Below are 22,939 nucleotides of genomic sequence, written 5' to 3'. Positions count from 1 at the left end.
ATAAATTAAGTGGTTAAGAATATTAAGTTGCCTTGCTTTAAAGATAAAAATCGGAATGATTTTATTAATTAAGCTTACATACTTAAATAATCTTAATGGTTCAAAATTTAAAAACTTGACAGCATGATTTTTAACAAAAAGCATACTTATATTTCTATTTTTTTAATGGGAGGAACAATAGCATTCGGCCAGATTCAACGGCCGAATGCAACTCCTTACACCAACGAAGCAACTTACGAGAAATTAAAGAAAAAACACACTTTTATTACTCCGATTAATCAGCCGGTTCCGCAAAATATCAAAATTGATAAAGATGTAGAATATGCAAACATCAACGGGATTTCTCTGAAAGCAGACGTCTATTATCCTCTTGACAAATCCAAAAAGCACCCCGGAATAGCAATGGTTCATGGCGGTGGCTGGATTTCAGGAAGCAAGGAAAATGAAAAATTCATGGCCATGGAATTGGCTTCAAAAGGTTATGTCGCCATCGCAATTGGTTATCGGTTGGCTGATGTTGCAAAATATCCTGCCGGAGTTGAAGATATTGAAGAAGCTATTAATTGGTTAAAGAAAAACAGAAAAAAATATTCTTTAGATCAAAATAAAATGGTGGTTTTAGGAGAATCTGCGGGTGCTCAGATCGCCACTTTGGTTGGCGTAAAGTCAAAGAATAAAATAAAGGCAATCATCAATATTGACGGAATTGTTTCGTTTATTCATCCCGAAGCTGAAGAAAGTACTTACGCTTCCTATTGGTTGGATGGTGACAGAAATGTCAATTTAAAAAACTGGACAGAAGCTTCCCCTTTGGAATATGTGGATAAAAATACGCCTCCTACCCTTTTCATTAACAGTTCTCAGCCCCGTTTCCATGCAGGTCGGGACGATATGATGAAGAAATTGAAGAGCTATAATATTCCGGCTGAGTTTCATGAAATTAAGGATTCTCCGCATTCATTTTGGAGTGCAGAACCCTGGTTTACAGAAACATTGAATTATACTATTGATTTTTTAAATAAAGTTTTGAAGTAATTTAATTATGATTTAACGCAAATTTAATTTAATGCAATGAATATTTTAAGGAGCAAGAAAGCGACAAGTCGCTGATGAAGCTTATGGCTAAAACGACCGCTTAATTAAAATCAATTTATTGATTTCATCTTAGCTCACTAAAAATAAATATAAAGAAAAACAAAACTTTGCGTTAAAAAATAATAAATCAGTTTATGAAAAAAATATTCTTAATTCTATTTATTTCGATTGCTAATTTTCTCTTAGCAGAAAATGATCCGTACGTTAGAATTACCGTTGCCAAAGACGGAAGTGGAGATTTTACATCGATTCAAAAAGCGATTAATTCTATAAGAGATTTAGGACCTGCGGAAGCTTTGGTTTTTATTAAAGCCGGAACCTATAACGAGAAAATCACAATCCCTTCTTCAAAACATAAAATCACATTAGAAGGCGAAAATAAAGACAATACAATTATCACCAACAATGATTTTTCAGGAAAAACTGATCCGTTTAATGAAAAAATGACAACATTCAATTCTTACACTTTACTGGTAATGGGTGATGATATAAAAATTAGCAATATAACCATTCAAAATAGTTCGTGCAACGAAGGACAGGCAGTTTCTCTTCATGTGGAGGGTGACCGTTTTGTGATTAAAAATTCGAATATTCTGGGTTGTCAGGACACGATTTATTCCGCAACAAATCATAGCAGACAATATTTTGAAAATTGTTATATTGAAGGAACAACCGATTTTATTTTCGGTCAGGCAACCGTTGTTTTTAAGAATTGTACGATTAAAAGTTTAGCCGATTCTTACATCACCGCAGCCGCAACGGAAGCCGACACACAATACGGTTTTGTCTTTTTCGACTGTACATTAATCGCCAAAGAAGGCGTCACAAAAGTTTATCTGGGAAGACCTTGGAGACCATATGCAAAAACAGTTTTCATCAATACAGAAATGGGAAAACACATTCTTCCGGAAGGCTGGAATCCGTGGAAAGGCGATAAAATGTTTCCTGATAAAGAAAAAACCGCTTATTATGCAGAATTCGGAAGTAAAGGTGAAGGCGGAAATACTTCAAAACGTGTAAGCTGGTCGCATCAATTGACGAAAAAAGATTTGAAAAATTATACTTTACAAAAGATATTTGATGATTGGAATCCTAATAAATAAAATACTGAGCGGAGTCGAAGCATCTTAAAAGATTAATATCAATAAAACTTAATTTTAAAATGAAAAAAATTCTTTTAGTAACATCCTTTTTTTTATCAATATTTACATTCGCACAAAAACCAACATTATTCTTAATGGGCGATTCTACCATGGCCAATAAGGACAATCCCGGTAAAAATCCTGAATACGGTTGGGGACAGGTTTTACCACAATTTTTAACAACAGGAATTGAAGTTCAGAATCATGCGATGAACGGAAGAAGCTCAAAAAGTTTCAGAACAGAAGGGAGATGGGATAAAGTGGAGAAACAGCTTAAAAAGGGAGATTTTGTGGTTATTCAATTTGGTCATAATGATCAGAAAATCAAGGATTCTACAAAATTCACCAATCCTTATACTCAATACAGAGCCAATTTGGAAAGATACGTCAATGAAACCAGAGCAAAAGGCGCTACTCCTATTCTGATGACTTCTATTGTGAGAAGAAATTTCACTGAAAACGGTGTTTTGGTTGATACACATAAAGAATATCCTTTAGTGGTAAGAATGGTTGCTAATGATCTGAAGGTTCCGTTTGTTGATATGCAATTGCTAACAGAACAGATGGAAATTTCTTACGGTCCGGAAAATTCTAAAAAACTCCACCTTCATTTTACAGAGGGTGAAAACCCATATTATCCAAAAGGAAAAGCGGATGATACACATTTATCGAAATTAGGCGCAGAAACCGTTGCAAAACTGGCTTTGAAAGATTTGAAGAGCTTGAAAATTGGATTGGAGAAGTATGTTAAATAATAATTCCCCGCAGATTACACGGATTTTCACAGATTTAAGATCTACGCAATCTGTGAAATCTGCGGGAGAAAAAAACACTTTTTTTCTCTGATAAAGAAAGAATTCCATTTATTAAATGAAATAAAAGAACAGAAAATATGAAATTTAAAAAAGAACCATTCTTCGACGGTAATTCCGAGTGGGAAGATTTAGGAGGCGGAGTTTCCCGACAGTTTGTTGGGTACAATTCTCAGGTGATGATGGTGATCGTGAAGTTTGAAAAAGATGCCATCGGAGCTTTACATCAGCATTTTCATTCGCAAATCACTTATGTTGCTTCAGGGCAATTTGAAGTAAGTGTTGATGGAGAAGTGAAAACTTTACAGAAAGGTGACGGTTTTTTTGCGCAGCCCAATATTTTTCATGGGGTAAAATGTTTGGAAGAAGGACAACTGATTGATGCTTTTACGCCGTTTAGAGAGGATTTTCTTAAAGATTAATTTTTACTATTAAACTTACTCTTCAAACCTAACAGGTTTTAAAAACCTGTTAGGTTTAGCAAGATAAAATACATTACAGCAATTAAAGAAATTAACAAGTCATGAAGAAATCTCTTTTCATCTTAATAATTTTCCTTTTCGCTCAGTTATCCGCACAGGAAAAAATTAATATTTGGCCAAAAAACCAAATGCCAAATTCTAAAGGATTATCATTAAAAAATGAAGAAAAAGACGGCAGAATTGTACAGATAAAAGAAACCGAGCTTTTCGCGTTTTTACCTCCCAAAGAAGATAGAAAACAGATGACTGTCATCATCATTCCCGGTGGCGGATACTACAAACTCACCTATGATCTGAATGGTTTCCAAATTGCAAAATGGTTTAATACACTGGGAATTTCTGCTTTCGTTTTGAATTACAGGTTACCGATTTCTCCCGATGTCAGGCAAAGAGAACTTGCTCCGCTGCAGGATATTCAGGCGGCTATAAAATATCTTAGAAAAAATGCTGAACACTATGGTATTTCGCCAGATCAGGTTGGAGTTATAGGAACTTCTGCAGGTGGACATTTGGCGGCAATGGCAAGCAATATTTCTACAGATTATACAGAATTAAAAGGCGATTGGGAGAATATTCCTACTATTCCGAATTTTGCGATTCTACTTTCTCCTGTTATCGACTTAGGCGAATTTGCACATTTGGGAAGTCGCAACAGTTTGCTTGGTGAAAATGCCTCTCCGGAAAAAATCAGTGAATATTCTATGCAAAATCGCGTGACAGAAAAAACGCTGCCTACCCTGTTGATTCATGCACAAAATGATAAAACAGTTCCTGTGATGAACAGCATCCTGTATTATCAGGCAATGATAAAAAATAAAGTGAAAGGCGCGTTGTTCATTTTTCCTGAAGGTGAACATAAAATCGGAATAATGAATAAAACTGAACTGACTGATAACTGGAAAAAATTATGTTCAGACTGGCTTAAAACGATAGGTAATTGGTAATGAGTAATTAATTCACCTAACAAAATAAAAAATGCTAAAAATCATTCAACATAAAATATCTTTGCTGGCTTTTGGAACTTTTATTTCTATTTCTGTTCAGGCACAGCAGAATTTAAAGTTAACCTATAGCAAACCTGCAGAAAACTGGAACGAAGCACTTCCCATCGGAAACGGAAAATTGGGAGCAATGGTTTTTGGTGGTGTTTCACAGGAACATCTTCAGCTTAATGAAGAGACGATCTGGGCAGGAGAACCCGGAAATAACGTTCCGAAAAACACGTTTGACAGTATTCAAAAAATAAGGAAACTATTGAATGAGGGTCAATTTGAAAAAGCACAAAATCTATCCAACAAAACCTATCCGAGAAGTGCTCCAAAAGATCTGAATTACGGAATGCCTTATCAGACGATGGGCGATTTGTTTCTGGATTTCAAAGGTCATGAAAAATTTCAACATTACAACCGGACTTTAGATATTGAAAAAGCTTTAAGCACAGTTTCTTATGAAGTGAATGGCGTGACTTTTAAGCGTGAAATTTTCACTTCTTTTGCTGATAATGTGGTTGTGATCAAATTATCTTCCAGTAAAGAAGGAGGCTTGAATTTCTCAATTAACGCTTCTACTCCACATTTGAAAAAATCAATTTTCACAGAAAAAAATCAACTAATAATTAACGGAACGAGCGGTTCAGCTGACAATAAAACTGGCAGGATTAATTTAAAAACGGTGGCTTTTCCTGTTTTAAAAGGTGGAAAATTGACGTCAACTGAAAACCAATTGCATGTTTCCGGAGCAGATGAAGTGGTCATTTATGTTTCAATCGCTACGAATTTTAAAAAATACAATGATCTTTCAGGAAATCCGGATCAGCGAGTTTCAGGATACTTAAAATCAGCTTTAAGCAAAAAATATGATGCTGAATTAAAAGCTCACATTCAAAAATATCAGAAATATTTTAATCGGGTAAGCCTAAATTTAGGAACAACAGATCAGGCAAAAAAAACAACGGATGTCAGAATTAAAGAATTTGCCCATTCAAAAGATCCTGATCTGGTGGCTTTATATTTCCAGTTTGGCCGCTATCTTTTGATTTCATCTTCACAACCGGGAACTCAGCCCGCCAATCTACAGGGAATCTGGAATTATCAACTCAATCCCGCTTGGGACAGCAAATACACGGTTAATATCAATACAGAAATGAATTATTGGCCTGCTGAAAATACGAATTTAAGTGAAATGCACGAACCGTTGTTTGACATGATTCAGGATTTGTCGGTGACCGGACAGGAATCTGCCAAAGAAATGTATCACGCCAGAGGCTGGAATATGCATCACAACACCGATTTGTGGAGAATCACAGGCATTGTGGACGGTGGTTTCTATGGAATGTGGCCAATGGGTGGAGCCTGGCTCACACAGCATCTTTGGAATCACTATTTATACACCGGAGACAAAGAATTCTTAAAAAAATATTATCCTGCTTTAAAAGGTTCCGCTTTGTTTTATCTGGATGTTTTGCAACAGGATCCTTCCAAAAAATATCTGGTCGTTTCGCCTTCCATGTCGCCGGAAAATACCTATGTGAAAAGTGTCGGAATTACTGCGGGAACAACAATGGATAATCAGTTGGTGTTTGATGTTTTTAATAATTTTATAAATGCTTCAAAAGTTCTTAATGAAGATAAGAATCTATTGGATGAAGTAAAAGTCGCCTTACATAAACTTCCGCCCATGCAGATCGGGCAACACGCCCAGTTGCAGGAATGGCTGAAAGATATGGACCGAACTGATGATAAACACAGGCATATCTCACATTTGTACGGCTTGTTTCCTTCAGGTCAGATTTCACCTTTCAGAAATCCAGATTTGACGGAAGCTGCCAAAAATTCAATGATTTATCGTGGCGATAAATCTACAGGTTGGTCGATGGGCTGGAAAGTGAACTGGTGGGCAAGATTATTGGATGGAAATAGAGCTTTTAAACTCATTTCAGACCAATTATCTCCTGTTTCTATGGACACAAAAGATCAGTCAGGAGGAACCTATCCGAATCTTCTGGATGCACATCCGCCGTTTCAGATCGATGGAAATTTTGGCTGTACTTCGGGAATTGCAGAGATGTTGATTCAAAGTTATGACGGCTATCTTTATATTTTGCCGGCACTGCCTGATGCTCTTCCAAACGGCTCTGTTAAAGGTTTAAAAGCAAGAGGTGGATTTGAAGTGGATATGGATTGGAAAAATTCTAAGCTGACGAAATTAGTTATAAAATCTACTTTAGGAGGAAATGCGAGAATTAGAATTGCGGCTTCGAGAACCTCAGCCACCGGTTTGTTGGTGACTTCGAGAGCCTCAGCAACCAAAGCTCAACTGAAACCTGCAACGGGAGAAAACCCGAATGAATACTATCAGGTCAATAGCATTAAAAATCCTCTCATTTCTAATCAAGCTGAATTGAAAGGCTTTCCAATTCCTGAAACTCAGGTTTTTGATTTTGACACCAAAAAAGGCGAAACCTATATATTTGAAGTGCAATAGTATTCAATACATAATCAAAAATATATTTCCCGCAATCTCAAATCTGCACAGGTCGTTTACTGTGAATTTTGAGATTGCGGGAATTTTGTTTCTAAAAACAACATAATTAATAATTTTAAATAAATAATAAAATGCAACCGATTTAACAAATTAAATTAACAATATTATAATTATATAAATAATAATATGTTAACATATAAAACATTTAAATATTAAATATATAATTTTATTATCTAATCAAATACCAACAAATTACTATGAAAACAAGATTTAAGATCGCCGTTCTGACGGCAGCTCTATGTTCGGCTTTTACCCTGATGGGCTGCGGACAGGAAGACATCAAAACAGATCTGACGGAAAACCCAAACGATCTTGCCCTGAAAAGCACTCTTATGACGAACGCAGTGGTTCCTTTGGCTGATTGTTTTGCTCCGGGATGGGCTTCTCAAAACGGCGGAACAACCGGTGGCGGAACCGCAGCTGAAACTACGGTTACCACCTACGCTCAATTAAAATCCGCTATCGAAAATACTGCCGTAAAAGTCATCAAAGTAACCGGAACAATCACGATTACTGCCCGTTTATCATTTCAGGATCAAACCGGAAAAACAATCTACGGAACGAGCGGAGCCAAATTGGTTTCAACGAATCAGACAAAAGACGGTTCGGGAATTATCAATATTAAAAGATGTAATAATATAGTCATCCGAAATCTGATTTTTGAAGGCCCTGGCGCGTATGATACAGACGGTTGGGATAACGCTATTTTAGACGACTGCCGAAATGTATGGATTGATCACTGTGAGTTTAGAGACGGTGTTGACGGAAATTTTGACATTAAAAACAAATCAGATTTCATCACGGTTTCTTACACGAAATTTCACTATTTAAAGCCTCCGACAGCAGGTGGTTCAGGTGGAACTGCTGATCACAGATTTTCAAACCTTATCGGTTCAAGTGACACTTCAACAGCAGATGCCGGAAAACTGAATGTCACATTCGTTCGCTGCTGGTGGGCACCGGGCTGCAGGGAGCGTATGCCTAGAGTGAGATTTGGAAAAATCCATATCGTTAACAGCTATTTCAACAGTTCTGTGAGCAATAAATGTATTGCTGCAGGCGTTCAGGCAAATATCCGTGTAGACGGAAACGTGTTTGAAAATGTAAAAGAGCCCATCAATTTAATGACCGGATATACGGCCGTAACCGTTACTTCAAACAATACGTTTACGAATGTTACCGGAAATACGGCAGGAAGCGGAACAGCTTTTACTCCACCTTATGCAATTCCAACGTTGTCTTTATCTTCCGTAAAATCCGATGTGACGGCAAAAGCTGGAGCAACTTTAAGCGGAAATATCTGCAACTCTTTATAGGAATTTAAATACTAATTGCTGAAAACAAGAAAGACTGAGGAATTCTCAGTCTTTTTTTATTGTGAGGAAACGTAGATTGCAGGAATGGTGGTTTCAAGAACCTCAACCACCAAAGAAACGAGGGTCTTTTTTATCAAAGATTTTTAAAATACTGTTGAAAAAACCTATAATGTTTGATGCTGGCTTCGAGTTCCTCAGCCACCATCCAATTTACAACAATTTACAGTGTAACTTTATTTTTCTCAGCCCACTTTGGAAACTCTTTATTGATCAGTTTATCCGCAAAATCACCAAACCAGCTGTAGCCGTTTCTTCTTTCCTCAGAAACTTCGTTATAATCATATTTTACACTTCCATCGCGGTCGCCGAAAAGAGGTTTATTTGTATTTATATCATAAAATCTTGCCCAGATCACTGAATTTTTGTCTTCAGCCAATGTGCGGACTGCTTTTCCATTTACTTTTGAAACATTGTAACTGTAGCCTTCGATTTTATTCTGTTTAAACCAGTTGACAGCAGATTTTATTGACTTTTCAATTTCGGGAGTAAGAGGTTGCTGCATCAAAAATCTTACGATTCCCACGGATTCTGCGGTGGCCAGAGAAATAGGCTCGAAAGCCCTTGCCTTGTCGGGTTGAAGGGTGACTTCATTGTATTGGTCGCCCCAAATTGCTGGAATTCCTTTTTGTAAAACCTGGGTTTTTAAGATACAGTCGATTCCTTTTTGAACAGCTATTTTTGATTTTTCTTTTAATTTTAAATCAACTGCATCAAAATCATTTTTTCCTTCCGCCACATTATATAAAACCGTTAAAGCGTTGATCATTGCATGATCATTGTAAGTGATTTGCTTTCTGTAAATCGCCGAATTGGGATAATACTGGGGGAAACCACCGTTTTTGTACTGCATTGAAAGAAGGTATTGAATTCCCTTTTCGGCAGACTTTAAATATTCCTGATTTTTTGTCGTTTTGTAAGATTTTATTAAGGTATTAATTTCTTTTGAAGTCGCATTGTTATCAATCGTTGCATGATCGTCCCCGGTTGCCTTTATTTTTCTTAATAAATTTTTATCAATGGGCGTGTTATAATTCACTACTGATTTATCACTGAGCTGTTTGCCCCAACCGCCAACTGGAAGTTGGTATACCAGCATTTTTTCGGCCAAAGTATCTTTGACCTGAGCAGAAAAAACAACTGTTGTTAGGGAAAAGACAAATATGGAAATTTTTAATTTCATTATTTAATTTTAATAATTAACGGGTTGGCAATAATCTGAGATTGTTTTTGCAATACAGTTTCCCAGTCTTTTTGTGTTTGAATCTGTCCGCTTTTCTGCCATGCAAATCCGGCATAATAAGTGAGCTTATTTTGAGGTTTTGTCACAATTAACAGGTTGCTCTGATCCGGGACCTCGGATTTAAAGGCTAGAGATTTTTCAACAATTTCAGGATCTACCACTACTCCTTCCCCTACAAAAGCGTCGTCAATGTTTTCCCAGTGGAGATAATATCCGTTTTTGTCGTTCAGTTTTGTTTCGCCCTCGTTTTTATGGAGAGTTATCCCGATTGTGTAGTTTGGAACTGGCTTTTCAGTCTGAAAATTCGACTCAAATTTTGAAAAATTGGAACCCAGATCAAGTGAAATACGTTTTGTTTCTTTCACCCCAAAGTCACTCCATGGATTGTAGGTTAACTCAAAAACTGTTCTTAGAGGACCTTCCGCAATGGTTTTGGAGCTAACAAAATTTTGTGACACCTGAAGTTTTTCATTTACCCAAATCCCAATTCCACCCGTTCCGCGACTATCGCCAACGTGGTAAGGGTCGTAGCCCTCACCTCTTGTGTCTTTGTGGTAGTACAAAGGATCGGTCAGGTATCCTTTATACCATTTATTGATCACGGGTTTGTCGGTTCTTTTCAACCAGATATCAATTCCGCTGGAAAGTGTGCTCCCTTTTACTCTTTCCAGGGCTTCTTTCTGACCTTTCGGGCCATAAACACGAAATGCTATTTTATCATTTTCCCAGGCATAGTCGTCTGCTCTTTCGGGAACCAATCTTGAATAAGTTGAAATTTTGGTTTCGGGAAGCGGAGTTTTTGCATCCGCCATAATGATATAGTTATTTATTTTTTGGGCTTCAATATGGGCCTGAAAAAGCAGTTCATCGCTTTTCCCGTCTCCGTTATAATCGATCCATTGAACAGGCAGAAGAGTATTATTGCCGTCTTTTATTCTGAGATCAGTTTCCTTATTTACACTTAAAAAGGTGGTTAACTGAGAAATGGGTATCGAAACAACTTCATTTCTTGAAAAATTCAATGTGTTTTTTACCTGAATAGAATTTTGTGCCTTCAGAAAAGAGCCTGCGCAAACGATTGCACAAATGAATCCGAAAATTAAAAATTTTGTTCTTAGCATAATTATTCAATTGAGTTGTAAAAATCAAAAATAATGATAACTTTCTTATGAACGTAAAAAAAATAATAATTTTAAATCTAAAAGTTAGAAAAATATTTGAAATAACCTGAGTTCGGGATAAGAAATACCTGAAAAACAATTGTTTTTTATCGCAAAGAAAAACAAAGTAGATTCTCTGGCATGTTAATAAGGAAAACAAGGGCATTCATTCAGCAAAGTAAGACCAATAAATACTCCTGTATTGCTTACCAATAAGTGAAACAGCTTTTGTTTATCTTAAAGAAATTAAATGAATGCTTTTTAAAGCTTTGTTTATCTTTGCGTTTAGTCTAATCTTTATCCCGAGTTTAGGGTAAAATAATGTTAAAAAAAGAAGTCTTTCAAATGGTTTGAAAGACTTCTTTTTAAATATGAATGAAATTAAAACTGATAATAAGTTTTATTGAACAATAATTTTAAAATTACTATTCAGATTTTCTCCTGAAACATTGAGGATATAATTTCCTGCGGCATTTTTCCCTGCAATATTTAATTTAAATAATCCGCTTTCATCAGCATTAATTTTTTCTCTGAGAACAATTTTTCCTGTCAGATCAAGTATTGTTGCCGTCAGGCTGGATTTTTTATAATCAGGAAGCTTAATGGAAATCTGGTCTTTTACAGGATTTGGATATACCGTTCCCACATTTTTGCTGATACTAAATTCATCATTGCTCAATACTGCCTGATTGTACAAAGCATATACTTCCGCTGGAGACAAAGCATAATTGTACATTTTAAGCTCGTCGAATGCGCCTTTATAGGGAGCCGGAGCATTAGTGGCTGATAAAAATTCAAGCTCACCAATATTCCCAATAATAAGATCACTTGCTTCCCCGATTCCTGTAACGGCCGTTTCGTCTCCTTCATTGCTTAAAGTACCGTTGGTGTAGATTCGCATTTTATGCACAGCAATATCTCTCTGAATCACAACATGTACCCAGTTATTGGTGAAATAATTGGCAACAGGTGATGTGATTTCTTTTTTCGTAACGTCATCATCTATAGCATATCGCAGCTGACCTCCTTTGATCTCAACATTAAAGCGTTTACCGGTAGCTCCTGTTGCCGTATTTTTAGTGAAAGATCCTTTACACAATACATAAAGACTTGTGGCTGAAGAGGATGGTATCATGCCTGTTGGCGCTTTCATCCAAAAAGAAACGGTAAAAGAATGATTATCAAACGAGATCTGGTTCTGATGAGGAATACTTGCTATATACATTGTATTCGGTGCAGTTGCCAGATCAAGGGCATTGTTTTCTTTTCCGGGTACTCTTACACTGGCGTTATCATAAGCTGTATCCAATATTCCATGATTGGCAAAAGACGTTATATCTGTAATTTGCTGACCTGATAAAGGAGCTTCTGCAAACGGCCAGCTTCCGACAAGAGCCGGTGTCAATGCACGAAAACTCCATACATCTCCTGCGGTAATACCAAGAGCGTTAGAGGCATCAATTCTCCAGTAATAATTGGTTGCAGGATTTAAATTAGAGAGCTGATACGATGGTGTAGCAGAATAAGGAACGGTGGCAATATTGCTTAAATTTAGAGGATCTGTTCCAAAATGAACGGTATATGTTGTTGTGTTTGAACTGCCATTCCATTTTAAGAGCAGGTTTCCACCGTTCAAGCCAACGTTATTATTGCCGGTTGCCGGAATTGGGTTAATTGCTTTTGTGGGAGCTGATGGAATTGGCGGTGTGGTTACTGACGTATTTGATGTATAAACTGAAGATTCTGAAGCATTTGTAGCTTTAATTCTATAATAATACTGAGTATTAGGCGTTAAACCAACTTCATTATAACTTACTGCATTCGCCCCCAATGTTGCCACAACTGTAAAATTGGTCCCATCGGCAGAACGCTCTACAACATAATTAGTTTCATTCGTAGCATTATCGCTCCAATTAACGGTTAAAGAACTTGAAGGTGAAGTTCCTGTCGTTGTGGCTGCGTTGGTGAAATTCACATTTGTTGGCGGAATAATGAAATCCGGAGGAGTTGTATTGGGTAAACTGTTAATATAAACCTCAATATTCAGATACGGGGCATGTGTTGGGCTTACTGCCAAAGCATCGAAGATATTTGGATTCAGTCCATTGGCTGTTTCCCATGCATCCGGCATTCCGTCATTGTCCGTATCCAAAGGAGCCGGAGCACCATAAACGTGCCCTGCCCCACCATTGGTAAATCCAAATTGAGTTGTTAAATCCGTTTGTACATAAACATAAGTAGCTGTTGTGCCTTTCGACATTAAATCTGAAATCATTAAACCATCTACCTGATCACGTCTCGGATAAGATGCTCCTACACTTGTCACAATTTTATCATATGCTTCCTGAGCGCTTAGCGCAGGATTTTTCATCGGATAATCATACGGGCTGGCCATTATTGCTGCCGGATCTCCTACAGGGTATCCCGTTAAGTTTTGAGGGACTGCTGCTCCATCCAATACTCCATTTTTATTGTTGTCAAAATAATTCCCCGAACCGTATAAATTGAAATTGGCATTTCCTACGCTGAAAGGTGTGGCAACCGTACTGCTTGTATTTGGGCCTCCGATAAAATAATTGTTGATGATATTGGCAAAAGAACTTCCCGCCGAATCTCCTCCCATGATGTATGCCTCCCCGGATTGGGTGTGATTGTAGGTGTTTCCATAATTACCCCAATTGTAAACTACATTATTGACAAACTCGTTGATTCCTTTTATTTTATTATTACGGGTTTTATTACAGATATATAAATTTCCGATTAAACTGATCTTACCGCCAGGCGGAGGTTGCATTAATCCTCCTGCAGAATGATTATGACGGTGCATTCCCTGTCCTATAATAGAATTCTGAATCGTTATATTATCAGGACTCGTACCGTTATTATCCCAGTTAACTGAAAATACTTCGTCTGTACCCCATGTAAAAGTCATATGATCCAAGATGATATTTGCTCCATTGGCGATTCCTGATGCATCCTGATTTTGGGATGTTCCGCCATAACGGATGCGAAGATATCGGGCAATCGTATTATTGGCTCCAGTAAATGATACTCTCGGCCCTAAAAATAAGATCCCTTCTCCGGGAGCAGTTTGCCCGGCAATTGTGGTATTAGCTGCCACAGCGACAACCGACTGTAAATTAACAATACCTCCCACTTTAAATATAACAAACCTGCCTGGCTGGCTCACGGCATCACGGAAGGAACCCGGACCGCTGTCATTTAAATTGGTAACCAGATAAATCTGAGGGTTTGCAGCACCTCTTGCTCCTGTAGTATATCTGCCAAAACCGGTAGCTTCCGGAAATGCTAATGTCTGAGCACTGAAATCAATAGTGGATAATGCTAATCCACAAAACAGTAAAGATTTAAGAGTGGGCTTAAATGGTAAAGATTTATTTCTCATAAATATTAATTTTGTGTTAACTAATCTATTCACAAAACCAATAATGAGTATCCTGCTCCGTCCTGTCGGACTCTATATCAATTAATTACAAGAAAATCCAGTTTAAAAAATTGGAATCACAGTATTACCTGCGGCAGACCTACAAAGGGTAAACCTACCACAGCGTGTGTAGAATTACACCTTACCTTATTCATTTTCCATGCCCAAATGTATAAAACCAGAATATTGTAAACGAACCCGTTATTTTTACAAGAAAATAACTAAATTAGTTTCTGTTTCATTTGAGATTATGAGCTTAAAAATAAAATAATGTTATTATGAGAGCTAATATTATATTAATAATTTTAATGTGCAGCTTGCTGGGCTGTAAATCTCCTGAAGCCGGTAAATTCAGGGAAGAAATTGTTAAAAATGAGCGCATCGCGTTTAATATTGTTTTGAGCAAAGACAGCTATGACGAACAAAAACTGGAAAGTCTGATAAAAAATGATTTTAAAGGCGCTCTGGTGGCAGTGGATAAACAGTCAAAACAATTTGACAGCCTAATTCAACATATTAAAGGCCTGCCGGCAGAAAATATTGCAGAGGGACCCCAACTGAAAGAAGCAGCTATTAATTACTATACAGCCCTAAAAGATCTTCACTATTTTGACAGGAAGGAAATCGAACAACAAGAAGTTATTTTTCTCGGTAAGGACAAGTATTCCAGCACTTCCAGTAACAGACTCATTGAGCTTGCTCGTCAAAAAAAGCGGCTATATGAAAAGGTTTATCAGCAGGAAGACTTGCTAAAAAAGGCATTTACAAAATTTGATTTAGCCAACCGCTAAAAGGCTAAGTTTCTATTTCGCATTAGAGTATTCAGACTGATCTTCCTTTAAATTTTTAACAACTATTTAATACTAGCGACACCTTCCCCTCAAAAACTTATATCTCTTCTGCCTTGTTGTAATCGTGAATCCCTTTTCGATGCCTAAGTGAGGTAACACAGCTGATCCAGATGGTAGACAGTAAAAGAGATAAACAGGTAATACCTAATCCTGCCTTATAAAGGTTGAATCCGACCATTCCTGTTTTGTAAGCGATCGATAGTGCCAGAATTCCAAATTCCCCTGTCTGGGAAAGCAGGGCGCCTCCATAAAAGCTGTTTTCCCACTTGAAGTTCAGGATACGGAAGAATATAGATGACATTATACTATTGCTTAGCAATACCACTAAACTACCGATGACAATGAGTTTATAATTGGATAAAAGATAATTAATGTCCAGCCGTAAGCCTATGGATACAAAAAAGAGTGAAATGAAGAAGACTTTGAACGGAAGCAGCGAATGTTCGAACCAGTGGAATGCCCGCATTTTTCCGACGAGAACCCCTGCAATGAAACTGCCCAGTGCTGCACTCAGCCCAACAGTCTCTGCAACAAGACCAAAGCCAAGACAGATGAAAAGCCCCGAAAAGACCTGGAGGTCATGGTCGTTTTCAAGGAATGTGCTTGAAAATCTGATTTTCCTCAGATTCCTGATTTTTCTGAATATCAAAAAAATTGCAATACATATGATTAACGGAAGCACAAAGTTTAAAATGCTGAACTTTTCACCGTTCCAGAATTTCAGAACTGTCAGGACAGGAGCCAGAAGAAGATCCTGCAATAGTAGAATATTGAGTATAATAATTCCGAATGCGGTATGGAGTGTTCCGTGCCGCCTCATAAATTCCACCACAACTGCCGTGCTGTTGAACATAAAAAGGATGGCGATGAGCAGAACACTTTTAAAATCAAGTCCAAGTATCTCTCCTAGGAAATAGGCAAACAGAAAACTCAAAATTATTTTGATGCTCTGTGCCAGTACAGGCTTGATGATAAGGCTCTTTTTATTTGGAATATTGATTTCCATTCCGATAAAGAACATCAGCAATAATATTCCTATCTCACCAATCACCTCTATTTCTTCTGGCTCATCAAAAAGCCTGAGGGCATAAGGCCCCAATAATACACCTGCAATAATATACGCAATAAGATAGGGCTGATTAAACTTTTTCAGCAAAAACATCAGTCCTAAAATTGTCATACACAAAACACTTACTGTCCAAAGCATATCGCTATAACTGTTAGATTCAAGTATTACAAAACCTTATTATTAAAACTGGACTCCCCATTTTTCACCTGTAATATCAGGCTGCCGGGTCTGGAAAAAAAACAAAAAAAATACCAATTGAAATGCTGTGAAATTTTTTCCGAATTACTGTCAAAATTACAAGTTTAATGTACATAAAACACTATTTTTACGTTCTTAAAAATTAATCATCAACATGGAATTCAATCCCAACAACCCTGTTATACAGCTATGTATGCAAGGTATGCATATGGAAGAAAGTGCCAACCTGGAAGAAGCCGGCAAATTATTTCTTCAGGCCTGGAAAAAGGCAACAAACGACTTTGAAAAGTTCATTGCCGCCTGGTACGTTGCCAGGTACCAAGTAAAGGTTCCTGATCAATTAAGCTGGTATGAAACTGCATTGGAATTTGCCTTAAAAGCTGATAATGAATCGGTGAAAGGAGCTTTTGTTGCTCTTTATTCAAGCATGGCTAAATGCTATGAAAATCTTGGCGACATTGATCATGCAAAAAAATATCATCAATTGGCATTAATATCTGTAAACCAGCCTTCAGATAATGGTCCCTTTTACCATGGGACACGAGCGGATCTAAACCTAGGCGATCTGTTGACAGGCGGACGTACTTCCAATTATCAGTCGGAGCTCGTGATGAATCATATTTACTTTACAGCACTGGTTAACGGTGCAGGGCTGGCTGCAGCTTTAGCCAGAGGCGATGGTGCAGAACGCATTTACATCGTTGAACCCAGCGGCAGTTTTGAGGATGACCCCAATGTCACCAATAAAAAGTTTCCCGGCAACCCGACTCGTTCTTATCGCACCACGGAACCGTTGAAAATCATTGGGGAAGTAACAGACTGGCAAAAACAAACGCCTGAGCAATTACAACAATGGCGGGAAAAATTAGCCAATAATAAAGGGGAAATCATTAATTAAATGATTGGGAAGAGATCCTGTCAATATTTATGATAATCTGTTTAAAGTCCGGGTACAAAGTTTTATTAAATGTTATGAATTTTCTTCGGTAGCCTTTCGGCACCACCGACGATTCTTCCCTGAAGTCCATTAATATTACATTTTTTAAAAAAATTAGCCTCGAAGATTCAAATCGAAATTAAGTAAAGAATGGCGGAGGAATCCAATAATAATCAGTGAAGATCAATGTTTCCAAGTAATTAAAGTATGATTCCAGGATTAGTAAGCGCTGATTTTTGAAAAAAGTCAAAGCCTTCCTCTAAGGGAAAGCTTTTTAAGATTGGAATCAGTAAAAATATTGAAAGGCTGCATTTTAAATTATGCAGAACAGCATAACCCGGTTCTTGAATCACATATTCCAATAAACGGAGACCCGTCAACAGTACTGGTGCATACACATCTTACTTCACATCCTGTAAAAGGTAAAATAGTGTTGGCTGCTCCTCTTACATTCTTTAAATCTTGTCTTGAAATCTTTTTTAAATTTTTCATGATATTATATGGTTTAGTTATTTGTTCCTTTGCCATACAAAAATGAATTCCTTTCTATTCAAAACAAAGCTCCGATTCATAAGTGTTGATGTTTTTTTAATAAGTGTAATTTTTATAAGCTCATAATTAAGTGTTGTAAAAGATAATTCTCCTTTTTCTCTTGTATTTCAGAATGAAGAAATATTGTACTAATTCAATTAAGTTGGACCATAAAATCAAACTGTCAGCAGAAATTCTGCTGACAGTTTTTTTGAAAGTAAAAAATGTAAAATTAATATCCTTCGTTCTGAACCAGATATCCGGGAACACTTGATGCTCCGTCAATTGTCGATTGCGGAATCGGGAAGAGTCTTTTTCGTACATCAGCATTTGTTTTAGATGTATAGGTATCTTCATAATGACCAAACCGGATCATATCTGTTCTTCTGGAATATTCCCAGTAAAACTCAAAACCTCTTTCTCTGTATAAAAGATCCAGATTCATTGTTGTCAGTGCAGGAGGAGTAACGTTTGGCCTGGCTGTTCTAGATGCTCTAACGAGATTAACATCCGATAAAGCTGCTCCTGCATTTCCTTTTCTTAACTGGGCTTCTGCTCTCATTAGATAAATATCCGCTAAGCGTAAAAGAACAATGTCTGCATTTCCCCTGTTTCTTCCTGTATCTGAAGTTCTGCTGAACTGGTATTTTGAAACTCGATATCCATCGGTGTAATCTTTATTGTTTGGATTTTCTAAATCGATATCCAGCGTGTGATTTACGTAGCTTACAAATCCATTTCTCTGCTCTATGATAGGATAAATTTTATATTGTCCGTTCAGGGTTTGGAAAGGTTGTCCATTTGATGCGTTTCGCAATCCCCATTGAACTCCTCTCTGAATTCCTCTGTTAATTTCATAAGTAGCACCATTCACAAGGAAATAATGATTCGCATCATTTGCAGGAGTCACTCCGGTTAGATTCTGTAAATTTGTCGGAACAGTAAAGTTCTCTTTATAAAATCTGGCATCTGCCTGAGCCGGATCAGTGCTTCCGTAAGCCTGAACCCATGTCTTATAAAAATCAGAAGTTATCGCAGGCCCATCTGTTCCGTTGGCTTTAGGGAATGCAGCTAAAGGATATTGACTTCCTGACAAAGACCAATAACCTAATCTGTTGTGTGATGTGTTAAGGTCTTGACGTTGGTCAATCGCAAAAATTAATTCTTTGTTTGAATGGTTATTGTCGTCAAATATGGCAAAATATTCTGCGGATAAACTAAATAATCCGCTATTGATAACTTTGTTAGTATATTCAATTACCTTATCCATATCTCCCGCTGCAAAAGAAGGCGTTCCGTAAGGGTTTCTGTAAACCGCTGCATTAAGGTAAAGCTGTGCTAAAAATCCGTTTACCGCTGCTTGGGAAACTCTTCCAGGGCCTTTTGTGTTGTCAAGGTCATTGACAACAGCTAAAAATTCACTTTCAATATAAGAAACAGCTTCCTGTTTTCTTAAAATTTCAGAGTTTTGTCCGGTGTTATCTTTTTTGAATGCAATTCCCCAATAATCAAGTATTAACATATTGTAATAAGCTCTCAAAGCACGCATTTCGGCAACAGCTTTAGCTGCATTGGGATTTGTTGCAGCAATGGGTTGTAGCTTTTCGATGGCTGTTACAGTTCTTGAAAGCATTAATCTCATTGCATCCCAGGTTTGTTGTACAACGACGTTTGTAGTGGTAGTGGTGTGTTGGTGAAGTTCGATGTATTTTCCGCCATCATACCAGTCGTTTCCACTTCCTCTTGGAGGAAGAATGGCCTGGTCTGAACTGATCAGCTGAAGCCCATAATTTTTGGTATGGGTAAATGCATCTGAAAGCGGACCGTAAGCCGGAGCGATGAAAGATTCAACAGGGGTTGTTGTTTGTGCATCAAGTGATTCATCGATAACCAATTCTTCAAGATCTGTACATCCTACAAGTGCCAAAACACTTAAACTAAAAATAGAGGTTAAAAATTTATTTTTCATTTTTTTCTTTTAAATAATTAATTAAAATGCTACGTTTACACCAAATACAAAGCTTCTGGCTTTAGGATAAGTAACGTAATCAATTCCGAAAGACTGAATCCCACCCTGAGATAAACCGGTATTGATTTCAGGATCGAAACCTGAATATTTTGTAATCACGAATAAATTTTGAGCTGTTACTGAGAATCTGATGTTTCTGATATGCTCACCAATTCCCAGGATTTTCGGATTGAGATTATAACCTAAAGTCGCATTATTCAATCTGAAAAAATCTCCTTTTTCAAGGTATCTTGTTGAAATTACATTCGTATTGTTTACACTTTCATTAGGAAATTGCGTGGCGGCATCTGTTGTATTATGAGACAATCCCAGTCTACCTCTCGAAAATAACGTAGAAGCAGTATTGTTATAAATCATATTGCCTGCAACTCCGTTGAAATTTAATCCTAAATCGAAGTTTTTGTAAGCTGCTTTCAGATAAAGATTATAAGTGAAATCTGGTAATGCACTTCCTGCAGCAACTCTGTCGTTGTCTGTGATAATTCCATCTCCGTTTACGTCTCTGAAGATATTGGTGCCGTTTTCGCTTAATCCTACAAATTCCCTTACATAGAAAGTTCCGATTGGTTCATTATTAATGTATCCATTAATAACTGCATTGGTTGTTCCCGGTCCCTGGGCCTCTCCTGTGGAAATTACTTTGTATGGAGAATTTTTTACTTCATTTTTAATAAGAGAAGCATTTCCTCCAATGCTGTATGTAAATGCTTTATTCGGATTGCTGTTGTAGTTTAATGAAATTTCCCAGCCAGTATTGTTGATCTGCATATTGGGGATATTCTTCCACATTGTTGGAGCTGGTTCTATAGGATCCACAGTATTTATTACCGAAATAATGTTATCAGAAATTTTTCTAAAGAAATCGACAGTACCCGTTAATCTATTATTTAAAATTCCAAAATCTAATCCAATATTGGTTTGTGTCGTTACCTCCCATTGTAGATCCGGGTTGTCAGCTCTTACCAGATATACTCCTATAGGATAATTTCCACTGTCATTTAAAGGATAAGTGGCTTGTGCAGTTCCGCTGGCATCGGCCTGGTAGCTTTTTTTTGTTACCTTACCCGGGATTTCTTGATTTCCCGTTTTACCCCAGCTTGCTCTTAATTTTAGATTGTTGATTGGCTCTACATCCGAAAGAAATGTTTCCTTGCTGATGTTCCATCCTGCTGCGACTGACGGAAATATTCCGTATTTATTATTCGCTCCGAACTTAGAAGATCCATCAGCTCTTAAAGTTGCCGTTAAAAGATATTTATCCTGAAAATCATAATTCACCCTTCCAAACCAAGACTGTAATTCATTTTTATTAGCAATAACAGACGTTGTTTGATTCGTTGCCCCTGCGGCAGGAATCTGATATTGCGGCTCGATTCCGTTGATTGGAAAGTTCTGATAATACCATCCTCTCGATGTTAACATTAACTTTTGATAAGAATGTCCTGCCATTACATTAAAATCGTGACTGTTGATTTTAAATTTATACGTTAACGTATTTTCTAAAAGGGTATTGTTATTTGAATAATTGCTTAGATTTAAAGTTCCGATCTCCAGAGGAATAGCATGCGGAATATTCTGGATAACTCTTTCCGCTGTAGAATAATCAACCCCTAGATTCAGCTTATAAGTCAATCCTTTAATAATTTCTACAGAAGGAGAAATGTTGGCTAAAATTCTGTTATTTGTTGTAAAATCCTTGTAAATCTCGCGACGAATTAATGGGTTAAAAGCCCCATTATTAAAGACGGTAGTTGGTGCCCCATCTGTATATGAAGGATACGTCGGATTCCATGTAAGCATATTGGAAACGACATCTGTTGAATTCGGTCTGTTATTTTCGGTTCTTGTCCCGTTTAGATTGAAATGTATATTTACTCTTCCGTTAAACGCTTTTTGTGAAACATTGATACGACCGGAGTATCTTTTTAGATTACTGTTGTGAAGAATTCCTTCCTGATCTTCATATCCTAAAGCAGCATAATAATTTGAAGTATCTGTGGCTCCTGCTGCTGAAAAATTTACATTTTTAGAAACAGCTGTCCTTGTCAATTCATCCTGCCAATCGGTATTTCCTCCCATATCATCCAATTTTCCTCCGGCCGCAGTTACCTGTCTTCTGAATTCGTCTGCCCCGAAAACATTCATTTTGTTGGCAAGATTGGAAATCGTAAGATTAGAAGAAAGATTCATCTGGGTTCTACCCTTTTTACCTTTTTTAGTAGTGATGATAATCACTCCATTTGCTCCTCTTGCTCCATAGATTGCAGCTGCGGAAGCATCTTTCAAAATATCCAGTGATTCAATATCATCGGGATTAATGAAGTTCATCGGGTTATTAGCTGTTCCGGTGTTGCTGTTATCGATTACAAACCCGTCGATAACGTAAAGTGGGGTCGTTCCTGAACGTAAACTTCCCACTCCTCTGATGATAATATTTTGGTTAGCTCCCGGTTCACCACTTACATTCGCAACATTTACTCCGGCAACTTTTCCCTGCAACAATTGACCGACATTAGCAACCATTCCTTTATTAAAATCTTCGCTTTTTACAGAACCTACAGCTCCGGTTACATCTGATTTTTTTTGGCTTCCGTATCCTATCATCACCACTTCTTCAATCTCAGAAATTTTACTTTTAAGTGTTACAGGATAATTCGTACGGTTGTCTACAGTTATTCTCTGTGTATGATTATCTAAAGAAAACTCTAAAATATTTCCTTTTTCTGCATTGATGATAAAATTACCTAAGGAGTCTGTGATTGCTGTAGTCTGATTTTGAATATTGACCACTCTCACATGGTGCACCGGGTTACTCTTTTCATCCTGTACAGTTCCGGAAATCTGTTGTTGCGCATATGTAAAACTAACACAACTCATCAGAACTGTCGGTACCAAGTAAATACGTTTCATTCTTTTTTTATGCAAAATTAGCTTCCCAAAAGACCAAAATATATTAATCAGCCTTTAACAAATGAACATTAAAAAGTTAAGATAATATGTAATTTATTATCGAAAATTAAATTTACATA

General features: G+C 37.2%; 16 protein-coding genes. 9 read left to right on the top strand and 7 right to left on the bottom strand.

The window, feature by feature from the left end; all coding sequences use genetic code 11:
- Positions 1-123 precede the first annotated feature (123 nt).
- The 7 genes from J4Q03_RS14220 (at position 124) to J4Q03_RS14190 (ending at position 8,390) form a co-directional block, all read left to right on the top strand.
- The gene (locus J4Q03_RS14220; RefSeq protein WP_426048797.1) at positions 124-1,035 is read left to right on the top strand and encodes an alpha/beta hydrolase; all 912 of its coding nucleotides are present in this window, start codon (positions 124-126) and stop codon (positions 1,033-1,035) included.
- Positions 1,036-1,229: 194 nt separating this feature from the next.
- Positions 1,230-2,198: a pectinesterase family protein gene (locus J4Q03_RS14215; protein WP_426048796.1), complete on the top strand. Its 969-nt coding sequence runs from the start codon at positions 1,230-1,232 to the stop codon at positions 2,196-2,198.
- 59 nt (positions 2,199-2,257) lie between these two features.
- Positions 2,258-2,992: a rhamnogalacturonan acetylesterase gene (locus tag J4Q03_RS14210; protein ID WP_426048795.1), complete on the top strand. Its 735-nt coding sequence runs from the start codon at positions 2,258-2,260 to the stop codon at positions 2,990-2,992.
- A 137-nt stretch (positions 2,993-3,129) separates the two neighbouring features.
- A complete protein-coding gene (locus J4Q03_RS14205) occupies positions 3,130-3,471 on the top strand; it encodes a cupin domain-containing protein (RefSeq protein WP_426048794.1) in 342 nt (113 codons plus the stop codon).
- Positions 3,472-3,659: 188 nt separating this feature from the next.
- Positions 3,660-4,475 (top strand): alpha/beta hydrolase, encoded by an 816-nt coding sequence (locus J4Q03_RS14200; RefSeq protein WP_426048793.1) that lies wholly within the window; start codon positions 3,660-3,662, stop codon positions 4,473-4,475.
- A gap of 31 nt (positions 4,476-4,506) precedes the next feature.
- The gene (locus J4Q03_RS14195) at positions 4,507-7,014 is read left to right on the top strand and encodes a glycoside hydrolase family 95 protein (RefSeq protein WP_426048792.1); all 2,508 of its coding nucleotides are present in this window, start codon (positions 4,507-4,509) and stop codon (positions 7,012-7,014) included.
- 257 nt (positions 7,015-7,271) lie between these two features.
- The gene (locus J4Q03_RS14190) at positions 7,272-8,390 is read left to right on the top strand and encodes a pectate lyase-like adhesive domain-containing protein (protein WP_426048791.1); all 1,119 of its coding nucleotides are present in this window, start codon (positions 7,272-7,274) and stop codon (positions 8,388-8,390) included.
- Positions 8,391-8,610: 220 nt separating this feature from the next.
- Here the strand turns inward: J4Q03_RS14190 and pelA are convergent, their stop codons facing one another.
- The 3 genes from pelA to J4Q03_RS14175 form a co-directional block, all read right to left on the bottom strand.
- Complete coding sequence (gene pelA / locus J4Q03_RS14185; protein ID WP_426048790.1) at positions 8,611-9,630, bottom strand: pectate lyase; 1,020 nt, start codon at positions 9,628-9,630, stop codon at positions 8,611-8,613.
- On the bottom strand, positions 9,630-10,811 hold the full coding sequence (locus J4Q03_RS14180) for a DUF4861 domain-containing protein (RefSeq protein WP_426048789.1): 1,182 nt from the start codon (positions 10,809-10,811) through the stop codon (positions 9,630-9,632). Before J4Q03_RS14180 ends, pelA begins: the two co-directional genes overlap by 1 nt.
- A 439-nt stretch (positions 10,812-11,250) precedes the next feature.
- The gene (locus tag J4Q03_RS14175; protein WP_426048788.1) at positions 11,251-14,256 is read right to left on the bottom strand and encodes a LamG-like jellyroll fold domain-containing protein; all 3,006 of its coding nucleotides are present in this window, start codon (positions 14,254-14,256) and stop codon (positions 11,251-11,253) included.
- A 317-nt stretch (positions 14,257-14,573) separates the two neighbouring features.
- Between J4Q03_RS14175 and J4Q03_RS14170 the strand changes: the two genes are divergently transcribed.
- Positions 14,574-15,086 (top strand): hypothetical protein, encoded by a 513-nt coding sequence (locus J4Q03_RS14170; RefSeq protein ID WP_426048787.1) that lies wholly within the window; start codon positions 14,574-14,576, stop codon positions 15,084-15,086.
- Between the two features lie 97 nt (positions 15,087-15,183).
- Here J4Q03_RS14170 and J4Q03_RS14165 read toward each other — a convergent pair whose 3' ends face one another.
- Positions 15,184-16,326 (bottom strand): cation:proton antiporter, encoded by a 1,143-nt coding sequence (locus J4Q03_RS14165; RefSeq protein WP_426048786.1) that lies wholly within the window; start codon positions 16,324-16,326, stop codon positions 15,184-15,186.
- A 571-nt stretch (positions 16,327-16,897) separates the two neighbouring features.
- Between J4Q03_RS14165 and arr the strand changes: the two genes are divergently transcribed.
- Positions 16,898-17,311, top strand: a complete 414-nt coding sequence (gene arr, locus J4Q03_RS14160) for an NAD(+)--rifampin ADP-ribosyltransferase (protein WP_426048868.1) — start codon at positions 16,898-16,900, stop codon at positions 17,309-17,311.
- A gap of 357 nt (positions 17,312-17,668) precedes the next feature.
- On the opposite strand, the gene J4Q03_RS14155 is transcribed toward arr, so the two are convergent.
- The 3 genes from J4Q03_RS14155 to J4Q03_RS14145 form a co-directional block, all read right to left on the bottom strand.
- Entirely contained in the window at positions 17,669-17,878 is a 210-nt protein-coding gene (locus J4Q03_RS14155; protein WP_426048785.1) for a bacteriocin-like protein, read from the bottom strand.
- A 235-nt stretch (positions 17,879-18,113) separates the two neighbouring features.
- A complete protein-coding gene (locus J4Q03_RS14150; RefSeq protein ID WP_426048784.1) occupies positions 18,114-19,850 on the bottom strand; it encodes a RagB/SusD family nutrient uptake outer membrane protein in 1,737 nt (578 codons plus the stop codon).
- A 21-nt stretch (positions 19,851-19,871) separates the two neighbouring features.
- The gene (locus J4Q03_RS14145) at positions 19,872-22,820 is read right to left on the bottom strand and encodes a SusC/RagA family TonB-linked outer membrane protein (RefSeq protein ID WP_426048783.1); all 2,949 of its coding nucleotides are present in this window, start codon (positions 22,818-22,820) and stop codon (positions 19,872-19,874) included.
- Positions 22,821-22,939 lie beyond the last annotated feature (119 nt).

This window comes from Chryseobacterium sp. NFX27, assembly GCF_049887855.1.
Taxonomy (GTDB): Bacteria; Bacteroidota; Bacteroidia; order Flavobacteriales; family Weeksellaceae; genus Chryseobacterium.
This window is presented reverse-complemented; position numbering and strand designations above follow the sequence as displayed.

Bases quoted from the DNA above. Each gene is read 5' to 3' on its own strand.
- J4Q03_RS14220 (WP_426048797.1), top strand. From the start codon at position 124: ATGATTTTTAACAAAAAGCATACTTATATTTCTATTTTTTTAATGGGA.
- J4Q03_RS14215 (WP_426048796.1), top strand. From the start codon at position 1,230: ATGAAAAAAATATTCTTAATTCTATTTATTTCGATTGCTAATTTTCTC.
- J4Q03_RS14210 (WP_426048795.1), top strand. From the start codon at position 2,258: ATGAAAAAAATTCTTTTAGTAACATCCTTTTTTTTATCAATATTTACA.
- J4Q03_RS14205 (WP_426048794.1), top strand. From the start codon at position 3,130: ATGAAATTTAAAAAAGAACCATTCTTCGACGGTAATTCCGAGTGGGAA.
- J4Q03_RS14200 (WP_426048793.1), top strand. From the start codon at position 3,660: ATGCCAAATTCTAAAGGATTATCATTAAAAAATGAAGAAAAAGACGGC.
- J4Q03_RS14195 (WP_426048792.1), top strand. From the start codon at position 4,507: ATGCTAAAAATCATTCAACATAAAATATCTTTGCTGGCTTTTGGAACT.
- J4Q03_RS14190 (WP_426048791.1), top strand. From the start codon at position 7,272: ATGAAAACAAGATTTAAGATCGCCGTTCTGACGGCAGCTCTATGTTCG.
- pelA (WP_426048790.1), bottom strand. From the start codon at position 9,630: ATGAAATTAAAAATTTCCATATTTGTCTTTTCCCTAACAACAGTTGTT.
- J4Q03_RS14180 (WP_426048789.1), bottom strand. From the start codon at position 10,811: ATGCTAAGAACAAAATTTTTAATTTTCGGATTCATTTGTGCAATCGTT.
- J4Q03_RS14175 (WP_426048788.1), bottom strand. From the start codon at position 14,256: ATGAGAAATAAATCTTTACCATTTAAGCCCACTCTTAAATCTTTACTG.
- J4Q03_RS14170 (WP_426048787.1), top strand. From the start codon at position 14,574: ATGAGAGCTAATATTATATTAATAATTTTAATGTGCAGCTTGCTGGGC.
- J4Q03_RS14165 (WP_426048786.1), bottom strand. From the start codon at position 16,326: ATGACAATTTTAGGACTGATGTTTTTGCTGAAAAAGTTTAATCAGCCC.
- J4Q03_RS14155 (WP_426048785.1), bottom strand. From the start codon at position 17,878: ATGGCAAAGGAACAAATAACTAAACCATATAATATCATGAAAAATTTA.
- J4Q03_RS14150 (WP_426048784.1), bottom strand. From the start codon at position 19,850: ATGAAAAATAAATTTTTAACCTCTATTTTTAGTTTAAGTGTTTTGGCA.
- J4Q03_RS14145 (WP_426048783.1), bottom strand. From the start codon at position 22,820: ATGAAACGTATTTACTTGGTACCGACAGTTCTGATGAGTTGTGTTAGT.